The following is a 16,618-nucleotide window of genomic DNA, read 5'->3' as shown; positions in this document are numbered from 1 at the left end:
CCAAAATCCAAATAATGAACTAAATTAAATACCTTTTAATTACTAAACTGAATGATTTGTAAAATTGACTTCATTCATAATTTTATTATTGTGTTCTGATTGGTCATTTTTTTAGTATATTGAACAGAATAAATCTTACATATGAATTCCACTGTAATTGACTCTCTTTTAACTACTTTATATAAGTCTAAAAATTTATTGAATGAATTGAACGATTCTTTTTATTGCTGCAAGGAAGTTGGCCCTTATTATTCAAGTGTAGGCTCGCATATTAGACATTTGCTAGATTTTTATAATTGTATTTTTGACGGATTAGACGCTAAGTATGTCAATTTAACTTCTCGTGCGAGAAATCAGGATATAGAAAATGATTGTAATTGTGCAATTTCTGAAATTGATCAAATAGCTGATAAGTTAAGAGGTTTAGAGGCACTTGACTTTTCACTGTTGTTGTCTGTTGAAGATGATTTAGGGGAGGGAAATATTACTTTAGAATATACTTTAGGATCATTGCTAGCACAAGCAAATGCACATACAATTCATCATTATGCAATTATAGGATATATTATGGATCGTTTGGATGTGGTTGTTGAAGATGAAAATTTTGGATATAATCCGACTACTCCAAAGGCGGTACTGAATAATTCTTAATTCTTTTTTAGTTAAACATCGAATTCATTATTTTACGTATACCATTGAATGCTAGAATGATGGCAAAAGCTGCTATGGTTAATCCTACTATTAGTACAGGAATATATAATGAATGTTCTTGGTTCTTAAAAGCAGAGTGAATTACCATTGGACCTAAAAACATACAAATTAAAGATCCTAGCATGTTTTTTATTCCTTTTCCTAATACTTCTTTATTTGTTCTTTTTGTCATAGTTTGATATTGCTATTCGTACATTTTTGTGTTTGTTTAGTAATTCAGTAGCTATTTCTTCAGATACGTTTAATTCAGACATGATCATTTTCGTACCTCTGTCTACAAGCTTATGGTTGCTAAGTTGCATGTCAACCATTTTATTTCCTTTTACTTTTCCAAGTTGAATCATGACTGCAGTTGAAATCATATTAAGGACTAGTTTTTGAGCTGTTCCCGCTTTCATACGAGAGCTTCCTGTTACAAATTCAGGTCCGACAATAACTTCAATTGGATGTTTGGATACTTTTGATAATGGACTGTCTTGATTACAAGTGATACAAGCTGTTAGTATGTTATTGTTGTTACATTCTTTAAGCGCTCCAATTACATAAGGAGTTGTACCAGAAGCGGCAATTCCGATAACCGTATCGTTTTCTGAGATATTGTGTTGTTGTAAGTCTTTCCATCCTTGTTTCGTATCATCTTCTGCAAATTCAACTGCTTTTCGAATGGCAGTATCTCCACCAGCAATTAATCCGACAATGAGTTCATGTGGCACTCCAAATGTTGGAGGACATTCTGAAGCATCTACAATACCGAGTCGTCCACTGGTACCAGCACCAATGTAGAATAAACGTCCACCATTGTTCATGCGAGTTACAATGTTTGTAACTAATTTTTCTATTTGAGGAATTGTTTTTTCTACGGCAATCGGAACAGTTTTGTCTTCATTGTTGATGTTGATCAATAATTCCGATACACTCATTTTTTCAAGATGATTGTACTTAGAATCTTGTTCTGTAGTTTTGATAAATTCCATAGTTCAAAAATACGTTATTTTATGTAGAAAAGAAACGGTTTTTTGCGTTAGTGATAGGAACGGCATCCTCCCGTTTTTTTCGGGAGATATAGTGGATAGCACGACCTTTGGGAACGCCCTAATAAATTTTAAATGTGGAATTCTAAATTTTGAATGTAAAAGTGTTGATGTATTTAACTTATTCAGTTTTTAGAAGAGCATGTATAAAAAAAGCTCCTTACGAGCATGTAAGAAGCTTTTTTTTGATGTTGTTATTTATGTTTTGTGTTATACGATTGCGCTTAATATGGAATTGAACGTTTCGCTTGGACGCATTGCTTTGGCAGTTACGTCATCATTTGGCATGTAATAGCCGCCAATATCCATTGGAGAACCTTGTGCACTATTGAGTTCGTTTACGATTTTTTCCTCATTTTCAGCTAATTGTGCTGCGATAGGAGTAAAGCGCGCTTTTAGATCCGCATCTTTGTCTTGCGCCGCCAGCGCTTGTGCCCAATATAACGAGAGATAGAAGTGACTTCCTCTGTTGTCTAATTCATTCACTTTACGTGAAGGTGATTTTTTGTTTTCTAAGAATTTGTCCGTTGCATCATCTAAGGTTTCAGATAAAACGATGGCTTTGTGGTTGTCATAGTTGGAACCTAAATGCTCTAAAGAAACCGCTAATGCTAAGAATTCTCCGAGTGAATCCCAACGTAAATGACCTTCTTCAGTGAACTGTTGTACGTGTTTTGGAGCTGATCCACCAGCACCAGTTTCAAATAATCCACCGCCGTTCATTAATGGAACGATAGATAACATTTTCGCGCTTGTTCCTAATTCTAAAATTGGGAATAAATCTGTTAGATAATCACGTAACACATTTCCAGTTACAGAGATTGTGTTTTCTCCTTTTTTGATACGTTCTAGCGTGAATTTTGTAGCTTTTTCTAAGGCAAGAATATGAATTTCTAATCCTTCCGTATTGTGGTCTTTTAGGTAAAGATTTACTTTTTTGATTAATTCTGCATCGTGCGCTCTTTCTGCGTCTAACCAGAAAACTGCTGGCCAATTTGTTGCTGCAGCTCTACTTACGGCTAGTTTTACCCAGTCGCGAACAGGAGCATCTTTTACTTGACACATTCTCCAGATGTCTCCAGCTTCAACTGTGTGTTCTGTTAGTGTGTTTCCTTCTGCATCGACTACAGCTACAGTTCCATCTGTAGGAATTTCGAAGGTTTTGTCGTGCGAACCGTATTCTTCAGCTTTTTGCGCCATGAGTCCAACATTAGGAACTGTTCCCATTGTGGTAGGATCAAAAGCACCGTGCTCTTTACAGAAGTCAATGGTTGCTTGGTATAAAGCGGCATAACTGCTATCAGGAATTACGGCTTTAGCATCTTGTCTTTCTCCATTTGCATCCCACATTTTTCCAGAATCACGAATCATTGCTGGCATTGAAGCGTCAATAATGACATCACTTGGTACATGTAAGTTTGTGATTCCTTTATCAGAATTTACCATAGCGATATCTGGACCATTTTCCATGGCAACCGCGATATCTCCAACGATTTCTTCTTTTTTCTCAGCTGATAATTCGTCTAAATTGTTTAGTAAGTTTCCAAAACCATTGTTTACATCTACGCCAATTTCTTCAAATGTAGCTTGGTGTTTTTCAAATAGATCCGCAAAATATACACGAACTGCATGTCCAAAAATGATTGGATCACTTACTTTCATCATGGTAGCTTTCATGTGAAGCGAGAATAACAATCCTTTTTCTTTGGTATCTGCTATTTCTCTTTCAAGGAATGCTAATAATGCTTTTTTGTTCATTACTGTAGCATCAATGATTTCGCCAGCTAGTAATGCGATTCCAGATTTTAGTGTTGTTTTATTTCCGTTAGCGTCTGTATGCTCAATGTTTACAGTTGTATCGTTTGCAACCGTTACTGATTTTTCATTGGAGCGAAAATCGCCAGCAGTCATTGTTGCTACATGTGTTTTTGAGTCTGACGACCAAGCGCCCATGCGGTGAGGATTTTTCTTTGCGTAATTTTTTACAGCTTTTGGTGCTCTACGATCAGAGTTTCCTTCACGTAATACAGGATTTACGGCAGAACCTTTTACTTTATTATATTTTGCAAGAATTGCTTTTTCTTCTTCAGTTTCTACTTCTTCTGGATAGTTAGGAATCGTGAATCCTTTTGCTTGTAATTCAGAAATTGTGGCTTTTAATTGCGGAACAGAAGCACTAATATTAGGTAGTTTAATGATGTTTGCTTCTGGTTTTTTAGCTAGTTCTCCTAATTCTGCTAACGCGTCGTTTACACGTTGTTCGGGAGTTAAATATTCTGAGAAATTTGCTAACACTCTTCCTGCTAAAGAAATATCTTTTGTTTCGATGTCGATACCAGATGGAGCTGTGAATGCTTTAATGATTGGTAGTAAAGAATGTGTTGCCAGCGCTGGTGCTTCGTCTGTTTTCGTATAGATAATCTTTGTTGATTTTGCCATATTGATGTGTAGATATAATATTTAATCTGATTAGATGTAATTTTTTCGAAATGCAAATATACAAAATGATAGGAGATTTTGGTAGCTATTATATCAGTACCCTAAGAAGTTACTATATTTTTTATAATAACAAAAGCCATATCATTGTAATTACTTACCTTGACATGGCTTTCTGAAGTTAATTTTATACATTTTGATAATTGCTTACCAAAAAATACAAACGTTACTTCGGTATTGAAATAAGTTTCGTTAGTATTGGCATTTTACCATTTTTTGAAACATATTTCGGCTGTTTTTTAATATACCTACTTGTTCAAATCGACTTTCGTGATTTGTCCTTTTACATATGAATATTTCTTTACAAAACATTTATGTGTAACGCTTTATCGGCATCTTAGCAATACTAATAAATTTCGGCGCTTTTCCTTGAGTCTGTTGTAGCAAGCTACGCTAGAAATGGAGAAACATTTTTCTTTGTATTTTCTGTACCCAAAAAGTACTTCCGAAAAACATATTAAAATAACAACTTGTTTAGAACGTTCTTTAGTGTTTACAAAAGGTGACTTTCGTCGTTCTCTTTGTAAATTCTTTTATAAATGTAGTATAAGTTTTTGAAAAAGCAAGAAATATAATCAATTAGAAATCAACAAGATATAAACGGACTTTATTAACAATTGTTTATAACAAAAAAAGTCTTGCAAATTGCAAGACTTTTTTTATGTGTGTATTTCGAAAGATTTTATTTGAATCTTCTTTCTTTAATTCTAGCTTTCTTACCAGTAAGACCTCTAAAGTAAAAGATACGTGCTCTACGAACTTTACCTCTTTTGTTAACTTCAATACGTTGAAGTGCTGGTAAATTAACTGGGAAAATACGCTCAACACCAACTGTTCCTGACATTTTTCTGATTGTAAATGTTTCAGAAGATCCAGAACCTCTACGTTGAATTACAACTCCTCTAAAGAACTGTGTACGTGTTTTTTCTCCTTCACGGATTTCATAATAAACCGTAATTGTATCTCCTGCTGCAAACTCAGGAAAATCTTTTTTTGTTACAAATTCGTCTTGTACAAATTTAATTAAAGCTTCCATTTTAAACTTTTTATATAATTTAATTCAAATCAACATTCACGTCTATCGCCAGAGGTTAATCCAAAATTGAGTGCAAAAATAAGTATTTATTATGAATGTGCAATACTTTTCTTTGAAATTATAAATGTCGAATTCTAAATTTTAAATTGAAAAACATACTTTTCAAGACCCAAGACCCAAGACCCAAGACCCAAGACCCAAGACCCAAGAATTCTATTCATCCAACAAATCTGGACGCAACTTTTTTGTACGTTCATACGCTTGCTCTTCACGCCAAGCTTCTATTTTAGGAAAGTTTCCAGAGAGTAATACTTCAGGAACTTCCCAATCGTTGTATGTTGCAGGTCGTGTATATACTGGTGGCGCTAGTAAATTGTCTTGAAACGAATCGGTTAGAGCAGATGTTTCATTTCCTAACACACCAGGAATCAATCGAACAATTGCATCACATAATACAACTGCGCCTAATTCTCCGCCAGATAGCACGTAATCACCAATAGATATTTCTCTAGTAATGAAATGATCGCGCACACGCTGGTCAACACCTTTGTAATGCCCGCAAAGAATCATAATATTTCCTTTTAGCGAAAGTTCATTTGCAATTCCCTGATTCAATGTTGTTCCATCTGGAGTCATATAAATGATTTCATCATAGTCGCGTTGTGCTTTTAAGTCAGAAATACATTTGTCAATTGGCGCAATCATCATGACCATTCCTGCGCCACCACCAAATTGATAGTCGTCAATAGACTTATAATTGTCCGTAGCATATTCACGTAAGTTGTGGAAGTGAATGTCAACAATTCCTTTGTCAATGGAACGTTTCATGATAGACGCTTCAAAAGGACTTTTCATGAGATCAGGAACTACAGAAATGATATCTATGCGCATCGGTAAAGGAAATTAGCTTTTGTTTTTGTTGATTTCGTCTTGTAGTTTTCTTCGAACTTGTTGTTCACGTTCTAAAGCACGTTTGCGATGTTCTTCAAATTCTTCTTCCGTTTCCGCAAGTTTTGCTTTTGCTTCTTTGGTAATCGCATTACTCGATTTGAATCTGTAGGCAAAAAACAACCATAATATTGCCAACACAGCAATAATTCCCCACATGAGTGTTTGGTACGTTCCTTTACTCAATTGTATCCCAAGTAACGAAATGCTGTCTTTTTCGGTATTTAAGTCTGCTATCTTTTGATTAACAGCCGCTAAATCAGTTTTTAATTGTTCAATTTCAGTTTGTTGTGTAGCAACTTTGGCAACTTCCGCATCGTAATCTTTTCGAATTGCGTTGATGGAGTCAGCAACGTTCTTTTGTAGTTTTTCAATCCAAGCACGTTTTACAACTTTGTAATCTTGGTATTTGTTAGAATTCTTAATGATGAACTCAAATTGCGCTTCGATTGGACCTTCTTTTAACTTTAGGTTCGCATTTTTAGCTACATTTTGTCCACTTGCAAGTATAGAAAAGCAAAGCGTAATGGCTAGAAATAGGTGTTTCACGTTCATGGTCATTCAGGTTTAAAATAACAGTTGTCAAATAAACGAAGATATTTTTATTTATTGTATGAAATCATAAGAGATTTGTTCACAAAAAAAAGAGCCTCAACAAAGAGACTCTTTTCAATATATTATTCAGTGCTCTATTAATAGTATGTGTAGCGTCTTACCTTTGAGATATACTTTGCTAAACGCATTACTTGGTGTGAGTATCCGTATTCATTATCATACCAAACATATAGGATGATATTTTTTCCATCTTCACGAACAATGGTTGCTTTACTATCAAAAATGGATGGTGCCGAAGAACCAACAATGTCAGAAGAAACCAATTCGTCATTCAATTCGTATTTAATTTGCTCTACCAAGTCGCCTTCTAATGCATATTTCTTTAAAATAGTGTTTACACCATCTCTTGAAGTTGCGTTTTCAACTTCTAAGTTTAAAATTGCTAAAGAACCGTTTGGTACAGGAACTCTAATTGCGTTTGAAGTTAATTTTCCTTCCAGCGATGGCAATGCTTTTGAAACTGCTTTTCCAGCGCCTGTTTCAGTAATGACCATATTTAGTGCAGCAGCTCTACCACGACGGTATTTGCTATGCATATTGTCTACTAAATTTTGATCGTTTGTGTATGCGTGAATGGTTTCTAAGTGACCGTGAATGAGTCCAAAAGAATCTTCAACAGCTTTTAAAACTGGCGTAATTGCATTTGTAGTACATGAAGCCGCAGACCAAACATGGACTTCATCAGGATTGTGCTCTTTGTGATTGACACCATATACAATATTAGGAACGCCTTTTCCTGGTGCTGTTAATAATACTTTGTCAGCTCCATTTGGCACTAAATGTCTTTCTAAAGCTTCTTTATCTCTAAATGCTCCAGTGTTATCAATAATTAATGCGTTATTGATTCCGTATGTTGTGTAATCAATTTCTTCTGGTCCGTTTGCCGAAATGATATGTACTGTAGTTCCATTGATGATTAATGCTGAATTTTCAACATCGATGCCCACAGTTCCAGGAAAATCTCCATGAACAGAATCGTTACGTAACAAGGAAGCTCTTTTTTCTAAAACAGTTTCGTTTACTTTTCCGCGGGTAACAATGGCACGTAAGCGTAATTGATTTCCGCGACCTGTGCGTGTCATTAATTCGCGGGCTAATAATCGTCCGATACGACCAAAACCATATAAAACCACATCTTTAGGTGTAATTCCATTTGTTTTTTTGGCGTCTTTTAACTTGTCAACTACAAACGAAGTGGCGTTTGCATACTGATTGTCTTCTAAGTGATATTCGTAGGTTAATTTACCAATATCAATTTTTGAAGGTGGCAAATCAATTTTTGCAATGGCTTGTGCAATTTCTACAGTATCGAAAATAGAGATCGGTTTTTGTACAAATTGACCTGCATATTCGTGTAAATTTAAAATTTCACTAACATTTCTGTCAATTAATTGATTTCTAAAAAGAATAAGCTCAATTGATTTATCATACCATAAATCGCTTACATTTTTAATAAATTCAACAGTAGCACGTCTTCTGTCTGCTTGAAACGTTAGTTCCTTTTCGTAAGTTTCATTAAAACTCATAGTCTTAAATTTGTGTAGTTGTGTTTACAATTTTGCGCAAAAGTATACAATTTCAAACGTTTTCGTAAACAAATGAAACACTTTTTTTATTGCACTTTATCGGGTAACAAAACTTATACGTATTAACTTACATTTGAAAGCTTTCATAATATGGGCGGAATCCGAAAAGCCTGATAGTAAAAAGAGTAGGGAAAAAATAAGTAAACCATGAAAAAAAAGAATTTTAATGCAAAGTTAAGTTTGAGTAAAGTGCAAGTTGCTGATGTAAGCTCTCAAAAAATAAGAGGTGGCGCAGTAGAAACATTACAGAAGAATTGTGTGTCGTATCCATATCGTTGTTCTATTGTTGAATGTGCAGTTACGGATGTTACTTGTTACCATACCCAAACTTGTCAACCAGTTTCTGGAGTGACAGAAGTTGGTATTACTTGTTAAAAAAGTAATTCAAAAAAAACCATCAGATTATATAAAATATTCTGATGGTTTTCTGACATATAGAGATGGCACTTTTTATCGGAAGATAAAACGCTCGTATTGTCCTTTTGTATTTAAGAATGCTAAGATTTGAATTTTGTCTTCTCCATAGGAATCGATAATATTCTTTAAGCCTTGCGCCGATTTCACTTTTTTCCCATTCACTTCAACTAAAATGTATCCTGGCGTGATTCCTAGTTCGCTGTATAATTGTCTGTTGTTATTTTCAACTACTTTTACTCCAGATTCTATACTGTACTTTTCAGCTTCTTGCGGATCTAAGTTTTCTAATTTCATGTTCATTAGATTCACGCTATTAGAAATTTCTTCTTTTGTTAATGTTACAGGAATTGTTTCATAATCATCATCTCGTAAAACCGTTACTTGTACAATATCTCCAGGGCGTTTAGAACTTAAATATCCTGACAAATCTGAGAATCGAGCAACTTTTACATCGTCTAATTTTTTAATAATGTCGCCTTCTTGAATTCCAGCTTTTGAAGCTCCAGAATTTTCAAAGACTTTTCCAACATAAAAACCTTCTGTTTCGTCAGTACCTAGTTTTTCAGCAACTACTGAATTTAACGATCCACCAGAAACACCAAGCAATCCTTTTTGAACATCGCCATATTCCAATAAATCGCTTACAATTTTTTGAGCAATATTACTCGGAACAGCAAATGAATATCCTATATATGAACCAGTTTGAGACGTAATTGCAGTGTTAATTCCAATCAATTCTCCGTTAGTATTTACCAATGCACCACCAGAATTCCCTGGATTTACTGCCGCATCTGTTTGAATAAATGATTGGCGTAAATTATCGCCTTCGTTCAAATCTCTTCCTTTGGCGCTAATAATTCCTGCGGTAACGGTAGAAGTCAAATTAAAAGGATTTCCAACCGCTAACACCCATTCGCCAATTTTAGCATTGTCAGAATCTCCAAAAGAAATATAAGGCAACTCTTCGTCTGCATCAATCTTTAGCAAAGCAATATCCATTGAAGGATCAGTTCCGATCACTTTTGCAATGTAATTTTTGTTATTATTTAGGGTCACTTGTAACTCATTTGAACCTTTAATCACATGATTGTTTGTTACAATATGTCCATCAGGCGTAATGATCACACCAGAACCTGTGCCAATTTGTGTTTGTGGACGTCCTGTTCCATTATATAAATCCCAAATGCTTCTCGGTGCTACTTTGGTAATTTTATTTTTTACGTGTACAACGGCATGCACTGTTTTTTCTGCAGCTTCTGTAAAATCAATTCCAGCGGCAGCAGCATTCGTTGTCGTCGTAGGATTATTTACAAAATTTGTTGGGACATACGCAGATTGTTCTAAAACGGAAGCTTGTTCAACTTTTTCAGGGGATTCCGAAAAGAATTTATAAGCTCCAATACTAATAACGCCTCCAAGAATAGACACAAATAGTAAACTTGCAAATTTTTTCATTTTTTTTAAAATATTTATTTGTTAGTAATTTTTTGATTGAAACCTCAATGTGTTATTTATGGTTTTTGTCTGAGTTTAACACTTAAAATTACATAAATATTGTAGTCGTATTTTAACTTTAACGACGTTTTAACTCAATTTCATAAGTATGTTAAAATCAACTTAAAAACTACCGCGTAAGACAGGTTGTCGAATACTACATATTTGAATGGTATTGTGATGTCTTACACGAATTCCAATGCGGTTTCCTATCTTTTATTTTGTACTTTTGTCGCCATCAAATACACAAAATGCAACTTTCTTTCTATAAATATCAAGGTACAGGAAATGATTTCGTATTAATTGACAATCGACAATTACAATTTCCCAAAAACGATACCAAACTCATAAATCATTTGTGCGACCGAAAATTTGGCATAGGTGCTGACGGATTGATACTGCTAGAAACTGACAATTTGTACGATTTTAAAATGGTCTATTACAATGCTGACGGAAATGAAAGTACGATGTGTGGAAATGGTGGTCGTTGTATCGTCGCTTTCGCGAATTATCTCGGAGTCATACAATACGAAACGACATTTATGGCAATTGATGGGAAACATTATGCCACAATAACCAATGATATTGTTGATTTACAAATGCAAGATGTATCAACGGTTGAACAACATGAAGATCACGTTTTTTTAGATACAGGTTCGCCGCATCATGTAGTATTTAAAGAAGAAATAGAGCAATTTGATATTAAAAAAGAAGGTGCTGCAATTCGATATGGCGCGCCTTATTTTAAAGAAGGAACAAATGTGAATTTTGTAAAAAAGATTTCAAATTCAGAATTCAGAGTGCGAACGTACGAAAGAGGTGTAGAAGATGAAACACTTTCCTGTGGAACTGGCGTTACAGCTGTAGCGTTGGCAATGAATTCACTACAGGAAACAAATTCTAATGAAGTAACGTTGCAAGTAGAAGGCGGAACGCTGTACGTGTCGTTTCAAAAAGAAGGAACAACATACACCAATATTTTTCTAAAAGGAAAAGCAACACAAGTATTTAAAGGAGAAATTACATGCTAACATTAACAGGCGAAAAATTATACCTAAGAGCTTTAGAGCCTGAAGATTTAGATTTTATCTACGGGATAGAAAATGACGAATCTATCTGGGAAATTAGTGCCACACAAACGCCGTATTCGCGATTTTTGATCAAGCAATATCTAGAAAATGCACATCAAGATATTTATGAAGCAAAACAATTGCGCTTGGTCATGGTCAACAATAAAAAAGAATCCATTGGTTTAATAGATCTCTTTGAGTTTGATCCAAAAAATAAACGTGTCGGTGTCGGATTGCTAATTGCAAAAAACGAACACAGACATAAAGGTTACGGGAAAGAAGCATTGCAGTTGGTCTGCGAATATGCATTCAAACATTTGCACGTACATCAATTATTTGCAAACATAGGTGAAGACAATTTGGCAAGTATCAAACTTTTTGAAAGTGTAGGTTTTGAGAAAATTGGCGTCAAGCGCGATTGGACTTTCGTTAATGGTGAGTTTAAAAATGAAATCCTATATCAAAAAATAGCGGAATGAGTTACATCAAAAAAATATTAATTGTCATTGCCATGCTAGGTTTGGTGTTTTGTGGAATAAAAGTATATGATATTATTCAAGTTTTTTCAGGTTCAAATACCGCTTTTAATAATGAAGAAGCCTACGTGTACATTCCTTCTAAAGTAGATTCATACACCTTGCAAAACGAATTATTTCCTTTGTTGAAAGACGAAGAAAGCTTTAGAATTGTGGCAGAAAAACTTGGATACGGAACACAAGTAATTGCTGGAAAATTTACAATTAAAAAAGATATGTCTAATCTTGAAATCGTTCGAACGTTACAGGCAAAAAGTGATGTGATAACTGTCGTAATTCCTGACACAAATGAAATTGATGTCATTGCAAAACAAGTCTCAACTCAAATAGAAGCCAACGAAAGTGATTTGATTGTATTTTTGAATGATTCGTTATTTCTAAGTGAAAAAAAGCTCAAATTTCAAGAAATCTATAAATCAGGAACGTATCAAATGCCTTGGAATACATCTGCCGAAGAATTCAGAAATCGCGTGTATAACATTTCTCAAAAACAAACCAAGTAATATTTCTTGATGAAACTTCTTTTCAAATTACTTTTCATATGCTGTTTTGTAAATGTAGCAACGGCACAATTGACACCACCGAGTTTTTGGATAAAATCGGACACCTTACACAAACCACGACGTGATTTTGTAGCGATCACAGAAGCTTCTTTGGCTACTATTACCTTAGTTGGTTTGGACAGAATTTGGTATGCAGATTTTCCGCGTTCGTCGTTTCGTTTTATCAATGATAACAATGAATGGTTGCAAATGGACAAAGCAGGACATGTATTGACATCGTACTATGTTGGAAAAGTAGGAGCAGACGTATTACAATGGAGTGGCGTTTCTAAGAAAGATCAGCTCATTTATGGTGCAACGCTTGGTTTTGGCTTTTTAACAGCCGTAGAAGTCATGGATGGCTTTTCAGCTGAATGGGGAGCTTCTTTTGGAGATGTGCTGGCAAACGGCTTAGGAACTGGCTTATACGTTGGACAAGAATTATTGTGGGAAGAACAACGCATCAAACTAAAGTATTCGTTTCATCGGACACGCTTTGCAGAATTGCGCCCAAATAAACTTGGCGATGGCTTTCTAGAAGAAGTTTTAAAAGATTATAACGGACAAACCTACTGGTTGAGTGCAAACGTGCATTCGTTCTTCAAACAAAGTAAAATACCAAAATGGTTCAATATCGCTTTTGGCTATGGCGCCGAAGGTTTAGTAGCAGGAACTATTGAAAAACAACGTGAAATTTTTCCAGAACTAAAACGTTTTCGGCAGTTTTATCTCAGTATTGATATTGATTTAACAAAAATACAGACAAATTCTAAGTTTCTAAATAGTATTTTTAGTGTAGTCAACTTTATAAAAATTCCAGCCCCAACTTTGGAAATCAATACGTTAGGAAAAGTAAAGTTTCACGGAATCTACTTTTAACGTTATTTTAACATAAATAAACCATTATTAAAAAATAATGTGTATATTTGCACGCTGAAATTTTAAGCGTAATTCAGTGAATTAGTAAGTCTTAAAGAAAACAAATTTTATGGGAAAAAGAGCAATAAAATTTTCAATTTTAATAGCTGTTTTAACATTTGCAAGTTTAGGTTTCACTTCAAAAAAAGAAACCAACGTTCTTAAAAATAACATTGAAAACAATAACAAATCATCTAGACTAGTTACAGTGCTACCGCTAGATGAGAAGCATTCTGAGAGAGTTCCAATTCCGTATACAGGAAATGATTATTTGGGCTTTAAAGAAGCTTTAGCATTTAAAGAATCACAAGGAAATTATTTCGTGGTAAATACCTTAGGGTATCTTGGAAAGTATCAATTTGGAAAAGGAACATTAGAAATGATAGGAATTTATAATCCTACAAAATTCTTAAACGATCCAAAATTACAAGAAAGAGCCTTTGAAGCAAACACCTCAAGAAATAAGTGGATTCTAAGAAGAGACATCAAACGCTCAGTTGGTAAAAAAATCAACGGTGTAGTCATTACAGAGTCAGGAATTTTGGCTGCTGCACATTTGGCTGGGCCAGGAAGCGTAAAAAAGTATTTAAGAAGTGGCGGGCAACTAGGATTTGCCGACGCTTATGGTTCAACAGTAAGTTATTATATGAAGCGTTTCGCTGGATATGATGTATCTTCTGTAAAAGCCAACAAAAAAGCAAGAGTATAAGTTACTCAAGTTTAGTTAACATAAAACCTCAGTATGGAAACATGCTGAGGTTTTTTTATTTTTAAGATTGAAAGATTGAAAGATTCAAGGATTGTCTTTTTTCGAATAACGAATAACGAATAACGAATAACAAATAAAAAATACGAGAACAGTAACTAAAAAACGAAACACACTAGAAGGCTTATAGATTTCAAACTACTTCTCTATACAAATTTGCTTTGCAAATCCACTCGAAGTGATATTTTGAGTAAGTCTAATCATTTTGCTATCAAAGAGCGTCAGCAAGTCTAAAAGCGTCAGCGCTCTAGTATCCAACAGCGGAGCGACCTATTTGTCAATCACAAACATCGTTGGTCGTTTATGAAGATTCACAGTTGTTTTTTTCCATTCGTTAATGGTCATCGTTTTTATAAATTCTGTAGAAAGGGTAATGTCGCACGCAACACACAATCGTGTATTTCCTGATAAAGTTGCTGTTAAATCAGCTAATAACTTGTCATTTCGGTATGGCGTTTCAATAAATGCCTGCGATTGTTTGAAATCTCCAGCACGTTTTTCCAATTGTTTAATGGCGCGCTTACGTTCGTGACTGTCAATTGGTAAATATCCGTTGAATGCAAAATTTTGACCATTCATTCCTGAAGCCATCATTGCCATCAAAATTGAAGAAGGTCCAACCAGCGGAACCACTCGAATTCCCTTTTCATGTGCAATTTTTACAATCTCCGAACCAGGATCTGCAACACCAGGACAACCAGCTTCTGATAACAAGCCAATATTTTTTCCATTAAAAATAGCTTCTAAAAACGAAGGCAATTCTTGATCTTGTGTATATTTATTCAACACGTGAATCTGTAATGAAGGTTGCGATTTTTTTGGTGTAATTTTTTTGATAAAACGACGCGCAGTCTTCTCGTTTTCAACAATATAATGATTAGTGATTTCAACAATTTTCTTTACGGATAAAGGTAAAACCTCTAAAGGTTCATTGTCGCCTAAAGTTGTTGGGATCAAATATAAAATTCCGTTTGATGATTGCATACGTATGGGGTTTGAATACAAATAAAACTAATTTTTGACTAATTTATGATATACGCTGACATCATTATTTAAAATTATTTGTACTATATAAATTCCTTTGCTCAATTGATCTATCGTAATTTTTTGATTCTCAGTAGTGATATTCGTTGTTGAAATCAGTTTTCCACTAAACGAATACAAAGCTACTTTTTCAATTTGTGAAGCTACATTTTGATTGTTGATTTGGAAGAAATCATTCGCAGGATTTGGATACATCTGAAAATTGTCAGCAAGTGAGTTTTCATTAATACCTAATGTTGTATCAATAATTCTATAAATTGTTCCGTTTGATAAACCTGCGGCGTACAATTCTTTATTCATGTCTTCGCCAAACGTAGCAATATTTCCCGAAAATGGACCATTCATTGTCATTGTCCAAGCGCCGCCATTTTCTGTCAAGGTTCCAATTTCACTTGTGCAATAATCGGCAAAAAAGTACAATCCTTGAAAATCTGGATACGCAGTTCCTCTGTATCTATAACCACCTGTAATTGAACATCTAAAAGGGTTTCCGCCATAATTATATTCATTCACAGGAAATGTAATTGAAGCCATCGCTGGGCAACCATTAGTATTGAATATGCTGTTTCCTTCGTAACATTTCCAGCCAAAATTATAACCAGCATTTACGATCGGAACATTGTTTATTTCTTCTTTACTGTTTTGTCCAACATCGCCAATCCATAGTTCTCCGTTATCGCTATCAAACGACATTTTCCACGGATTTCGAAGTCCGTACGACCAAATTTCGTCCAAACCTGTAGGATTTCCAACAAATGGATTTGTTGATGGAATGGTATATCCTGTAGCGCCGCTGACATCAATTCTGAGAATTTTTCCTAAAAGTGATTGTAAATTTTGCGCGTAATTATCTGGATCGCCACCGCTTCCGCCATCACCTAACGCTATGTATAAATAACCGTCAGTTCCAAAAGCAAGAGCGCCGCCATTGTGATTGTCATATGGTTGCGAAACTGTCAATAGAATTTCTTCGCTTGTATCATCGGCAATATTAGGGTTTGCTGAAGTTGTAAATCGTGCAATAACGGTATTTCCACTATTGTTGATGTAATTTACATAAAAGCGATTGTTTGTTGTGTAATTAGGATCGAATGCCAAACCTAATAAACCTTGCTCGTTTTCGGTAGCGTTTACGCGTGCATCAATGTCTAAAAATGGTGTCGGATTTGTAATTCCTGTCGAATTTAAAATTTTAATTACACCATCTTGCTCTACAATAAACAGGCGAGAATCGTTGGCGTGCTTAATGTCTACAGGTCTTGAAAATCCTGTTGCAAATGATTGTAATGATACATCTTGTGCAAATAATAAAATAGGAAATAGCAGTGCTAGGTATAGCTGAGTTTTAGTTTTCATAGTAAGTAGGTTGGTTTTTTTTAGTAAGGTACAAAAAAATAACACATACTTT

The 16,618-nt window shown here is 34.7% G+C and carries 17 protein-coding genes; 7 read left to right on the top strand and 10 right to left on the bottom strand.

Annotated elements, in window-relative coordinates:
• Positions 1 to 141: 141 nt before the first annotated feature.
• Complete coding sequence (locus AA089_RS20390) at positions 142 to 651, top strand: hypothetical protein (protein ID WP_046758858.1); 510 nt, start codon at positions 142 to 144, stop codon at positions 649 to 651.
• A 7-nt stretch (positions 652 to 658) separates the two neighbouring features.
• Here the strand turns inward: AA089_RS20390 and AA089_RS20385 are convergent, their stop codons facing one another.
• The 7 genes from AA089_RS20385 to AA089_RS20355 form a co-directional block, all read right to left on the bottom strand.
• On the bottom strand, positions 659 to 883 hold the full coding sequence (locus AA089_RS20385; RefSeq protein WP_046758857.1) for a DUF6095 family protein: 225 nt from the start codon (positions 881 to 883) through the stop codon (positions 659 to 661).
• A complete protein-coding gene (gene murQ, locus AA089_RS20380) occupies positions 864 to 1,685 on the bottom strand; it encodes an N-acetylmuramic acid 6-phosphate etherase (RefSeq protein WP_046758856.1) in 822 nt (273 codons plus the stop codon). The genes AA089_RS20385 and murQ overlap by 20 nt, the downstream gene beginning before the upstream one ends.
• Before the next feature lie 267 nt (positions 1,686 to 1,952).
• A complete protein-coding gene (locus AA089_RS20375; protein WP_046758855.1) occupies positions 1,953 to 4,181 on the bottom strand; it encodes an NADP-dependent isocitrate dehydrogenase in 2,229 nt (742 codons plus the stop codon).
• Positions 4,182 to 4,920: 739 nt separating this feature from the next.
• Complete coding sequence (gene rplS / locus AA089_RS20370) at positions 4,921 to 5,274, bottom strand: 50S ribosomal protein L19 (protein ID WP_046758854.1); 354 nt, start codon at positions 5,272 to 5,274, stop codon at positions 4,921 to 4,923.
• Between the two features lie 213 nt (positions 5,275 to 5,487).
• Positions 5,488 to 6,165 carry a tRNA (guanosine(37)-N1)-methyltransferase TrmD gene (gene trmD / locus AA089_RS20365; RefSeq protein WP_046758853.1) on the bottom strand — a complete coding sequence of 226 codons (678 nt, stop codon included), beginning with the start codon at positions 6,163 to 6,165 and terminating at the stop codon, positions 5,488 to 5,490.
• Positions 6,166 to 6,177: 12 nt separating this feature from the next.
• Positions 6,178 to 6,777 carry a tRNA (guanine-N1)-methyltransferase gene (locus AA089_RS20360; protein ID WP_053002609.1) on the bottom strand — a complete coding sequence of 200 codons (600 nt, stop codon included), beginning with the start codon at positions 6,775 to 6,777 and terminating at the stop codon, positions 6,178 to 6,180.
• Between the two features lie 137 nt (positions 6,778 to 6,914).
• Positions 6,915 to 8,363 carry a glyceraldehyde-3-phosphate dehydrogenase gene (locus tag AA089_RS20355; RefSeq protein ID WP_046758851.1) on the bottom strand — a complete coding sequence of 483 codons (1,449 nt, stop codon included), beginning with the start codon at positions 8,361 to 8,363 and terminating at the stop codon, positions 6,915 to 6,917.
• Positions 8,364 to 8,570: 207 nt separating this feature from the next.
• Between AA089_RS20355 and AA089_RS20350 the strand changes: the two genes are divergently transcribed.
• Positions 8,571 to 8,798, top strand: coding sequence for a hypothetical protein (locus AA089_RS20350; RefSeq protein WP_046758850.1), 228 nt, complete (start codon positions 8,571 to 8,573; stop codon positions 8,796 to 8,798).
• Positions 8,799 to 8,873: 75 nt separating this feature from the next.
• Here the strand turns inward: AA089_RS20350 and AA089_RS20345 are convergent, their stop codons facing one another.
• Positions 8,874 to 10,295, bottom strand: coding sequence for a trypsin-like peptidase domain-containing protein (locus AA089_RS20345; RefSeq protein WP_046758849.1), 1,422 nt, complete (start codon positions 10,293 to 10,295; stop codon positions 8,874 to 8,876).
• A 290-nt stretch (positions 10,296 to 10,585) separates the two neighbouring features.
• Here AA089_RS20345 and dapF point away from each other — a divergent pair, with 290 nt between their 5' ends.
• The 5 genes from dapF (at position 10,586) to AA089_RS20320 (ending at position 14,109) form a co-directional block, all read left to right on the top strand.
• Entirely contained in the window at positions 10,586 to 11,365 is a 780-nt protein-coding gene (dapF, locus tag AA089_RS20340; RefSeq protein WP_046758848.1) for a diaminopimelate epimerase, read from the top strand.
• Positions 11,359 to 11,883: a GNAT family N-acetyltransferase gene (locus AA089_RS20335; protein ID WP_046758847.1), complete on the top strand. Its 525-nt coding sequence runs from the start codon at positions 11,359 to 11,361 to the stop codon at positions 11,881 to 11,883. Before dapF ends, AA089_RS20335 begins: the two co-directional genes overlap by 7 nt.
• A complete protein-coding gene (locus AA089_RS20330; protein WP_053002608.1) occupies positions 11,880 to 12,443 on the top strand; it encodes an endolytic transglycosylase MltG in 564 nt (187 codons plus the stop codon). Before AA089_RS20335 ends, AA089_RS20330 begins: the two co-directional genes overlap by 4 nt.
• A gap of 9 nt (positions 12,444 to 12,452) precedes the next feature.
• Positions 12,453 to 13,361 (top strand): DUF2279 domain-containing protein, encoded by a 909-nt coding sequence (locus AA089_RS20325; RefSeq protein WP_046758846.1) that lies wholly within the window; start codon positions 12,453 to 12,455, stop codon positions 13,359 to 13,361.
• A 109-nt stretch (positions 13,362 to 13,470) separates the two neighbouring features.
• Positions 13,471 to 14,109 (top strand): hypothetical protein, encoded by a 639-nt coding sequence (locus AA089_RS20320; RefSeq protein WP_046758845.1) that lies wholly within the window; start codon positions 13,471 to 13,473, stop codon positions 14,107 to 14,109.
• 327 nt (positions 14,110 to 14,436) lie between these two features.
• Here the strand turns inward: AA089_RS20320 and AA089_RS20315 are convergent, their stop codons facing one another.
• Both AA089_RS20315 and AA089_RS20310 read right to left on the bottom strand, forming a co-directional pair.
• Positions 14,437 to 15,150 carry an SAM-dependent methyltransferase gene (locus AA089_RS20315; protein WP_046758844.1) on the bottom strand — a complete coding sequence of 238 codons (714 nt, stop codon included), beginning with the start codon at positions 15,148 to 15,150 and terminating at the stop codon, positions 14,437 to 14,439.
• 27 nt (positions 15,151 to 15,177) lie between these two features.
• Positions 15,178 to 16,566: a PQQ-dependent sugar dehydrogenase gene (locus AA089_RS20310; RefSeq protein WP_046758843.1), complete on the bottom strand. Its 1,389-nt coding sequence runs from the start codon at positions 16,564 to 16,566 to the stop codon at positions 15,178 to 15,180.
• Positions 16,567 to 16,618 lie beyond the last annotated feature (52 nt).

Source organism: Kordia jejudonensis (assembly GCF_001005315.1).
Taxonomy (GTDB): domain Bacteria; phylum Bacteroidota; class Bacteroidia; order Flavobacteriales; family Flavobacteriaceae; genus Kordia; species Kordia jejudonensis.
Note: the sequence above shows the minus strand (reverse complement) of the source record. Positions and strands in the feature narration are given on the sequence as shown.

Coding starts and splice junctions, on each gene's coding strand:
- rplS (WP_046758854.1), bottom strand. CDS start 5,274: ATGGAAGCTTTAATTAAATTTGTACAAGACGAATTTGTAACAAAAAAA.
- AA089_RS20335 (WP_046758847.1), top strand. CDS start 11,359: ATGCTAACATTAACAGGCGAAAAATTATACCTAAGAGCTTTAGAGCCT.
- AA089_RS20385 (WP_046758857.1), bottom strand. CDS start 883: ATGACAAAAAGAACAAATAAAGAAGTATTAGGAAAAGGAATAAAAAAC.
- AA089_RS20390 (WP_046758858.1), top strand. CDS start 142: ATGAATTCCACTGTAATTGACTCTCTTTTAACTACTTTATATAAGTCT.
- murQ (WP_046758856.1), bottom strand. CDS start 1,685: ATGGAATTTATCAAAACTACAGAACAAGATTCTAAGTACAATCATCTT.
- AA089_RS20315 (WP_046758844.1), bottom strand. CDS start 15,150: ATGCAATCATCAAACGGAATTTTATATTTGATCCCAACAACTTTAGGC.
- AA089_RS20350 (WP_046758850.1), top strand. CDS start 8,571: ATGAAAAAAAAGAATTTTAATGCAAAGTTAAGTTTGAGTAAAGTGCAA.
- AA089_RS20355 (WP_046758851.1), bottom strand. CDS start 8,363: ATGAGTTTTAATGAAACTTACGAAAAGGAACTAACGTTTCAAGCAGAC.
- trmD (WP_046758853.1), bottom strand. CDS start 6,165: ATGCGCATAGATATCATTTCTGTAGTTCCTGATCTCATGAAAAGTCCT.
- AA089_RS20360 (WP_053002609.1), bottom strand. CDS start 6,777: ATGAACGTGAAACACCTATTTCTAGCCATTACGCTTTGCTTTTCTATA.
- AA089_RS20330 (WP_053002608.1), top strand. CDS start 11,880: ATGAGTTACATCAAAAAAATATTAATTGTCATTGCCATGCTAGGTTTG.
- AA089_RS20375 (WP_046758855.1), bottom strand. CDS start 4,181: ATGGCAAAATCAACAAAGATTATCTATACGAAAACAGACGAAGCACCA.
- AA089_RS20320 (WP_046758845.1), top strand. CDS start 13,471: ATGGGAAAAAGAGCAATAAAATTTTCAATTTTAATAGCTGTTTTAACA.
- AA089_RS20310 (WP_046758843.1), bottom strand. CDS start 16,566: ATGAAAACTAAAACTCAGCTATACCTAGCACTGCTATTTCCTATTTTA.
- dapF (WP_046758848.1), top strand. CDS start 10,586: ATGCAACTTTCTTTCTATAAATATCAAGGTACAGGAAATGATTTCGTA.
- AA089_RS20325 (WP_046758846.1), top strand. CDS start 12,453: ATGAAACTTCTTTTCAAATTACTTTTCATATGCTGTTTTGTAAATGTA.
- AA089_RS20345 (WP_046758849.1), bottom strand. CDS start 10,295: ATGAAAAAATTTGCAAGTTTACTATTTGTGTCTATTCTTGGAGGCGTT.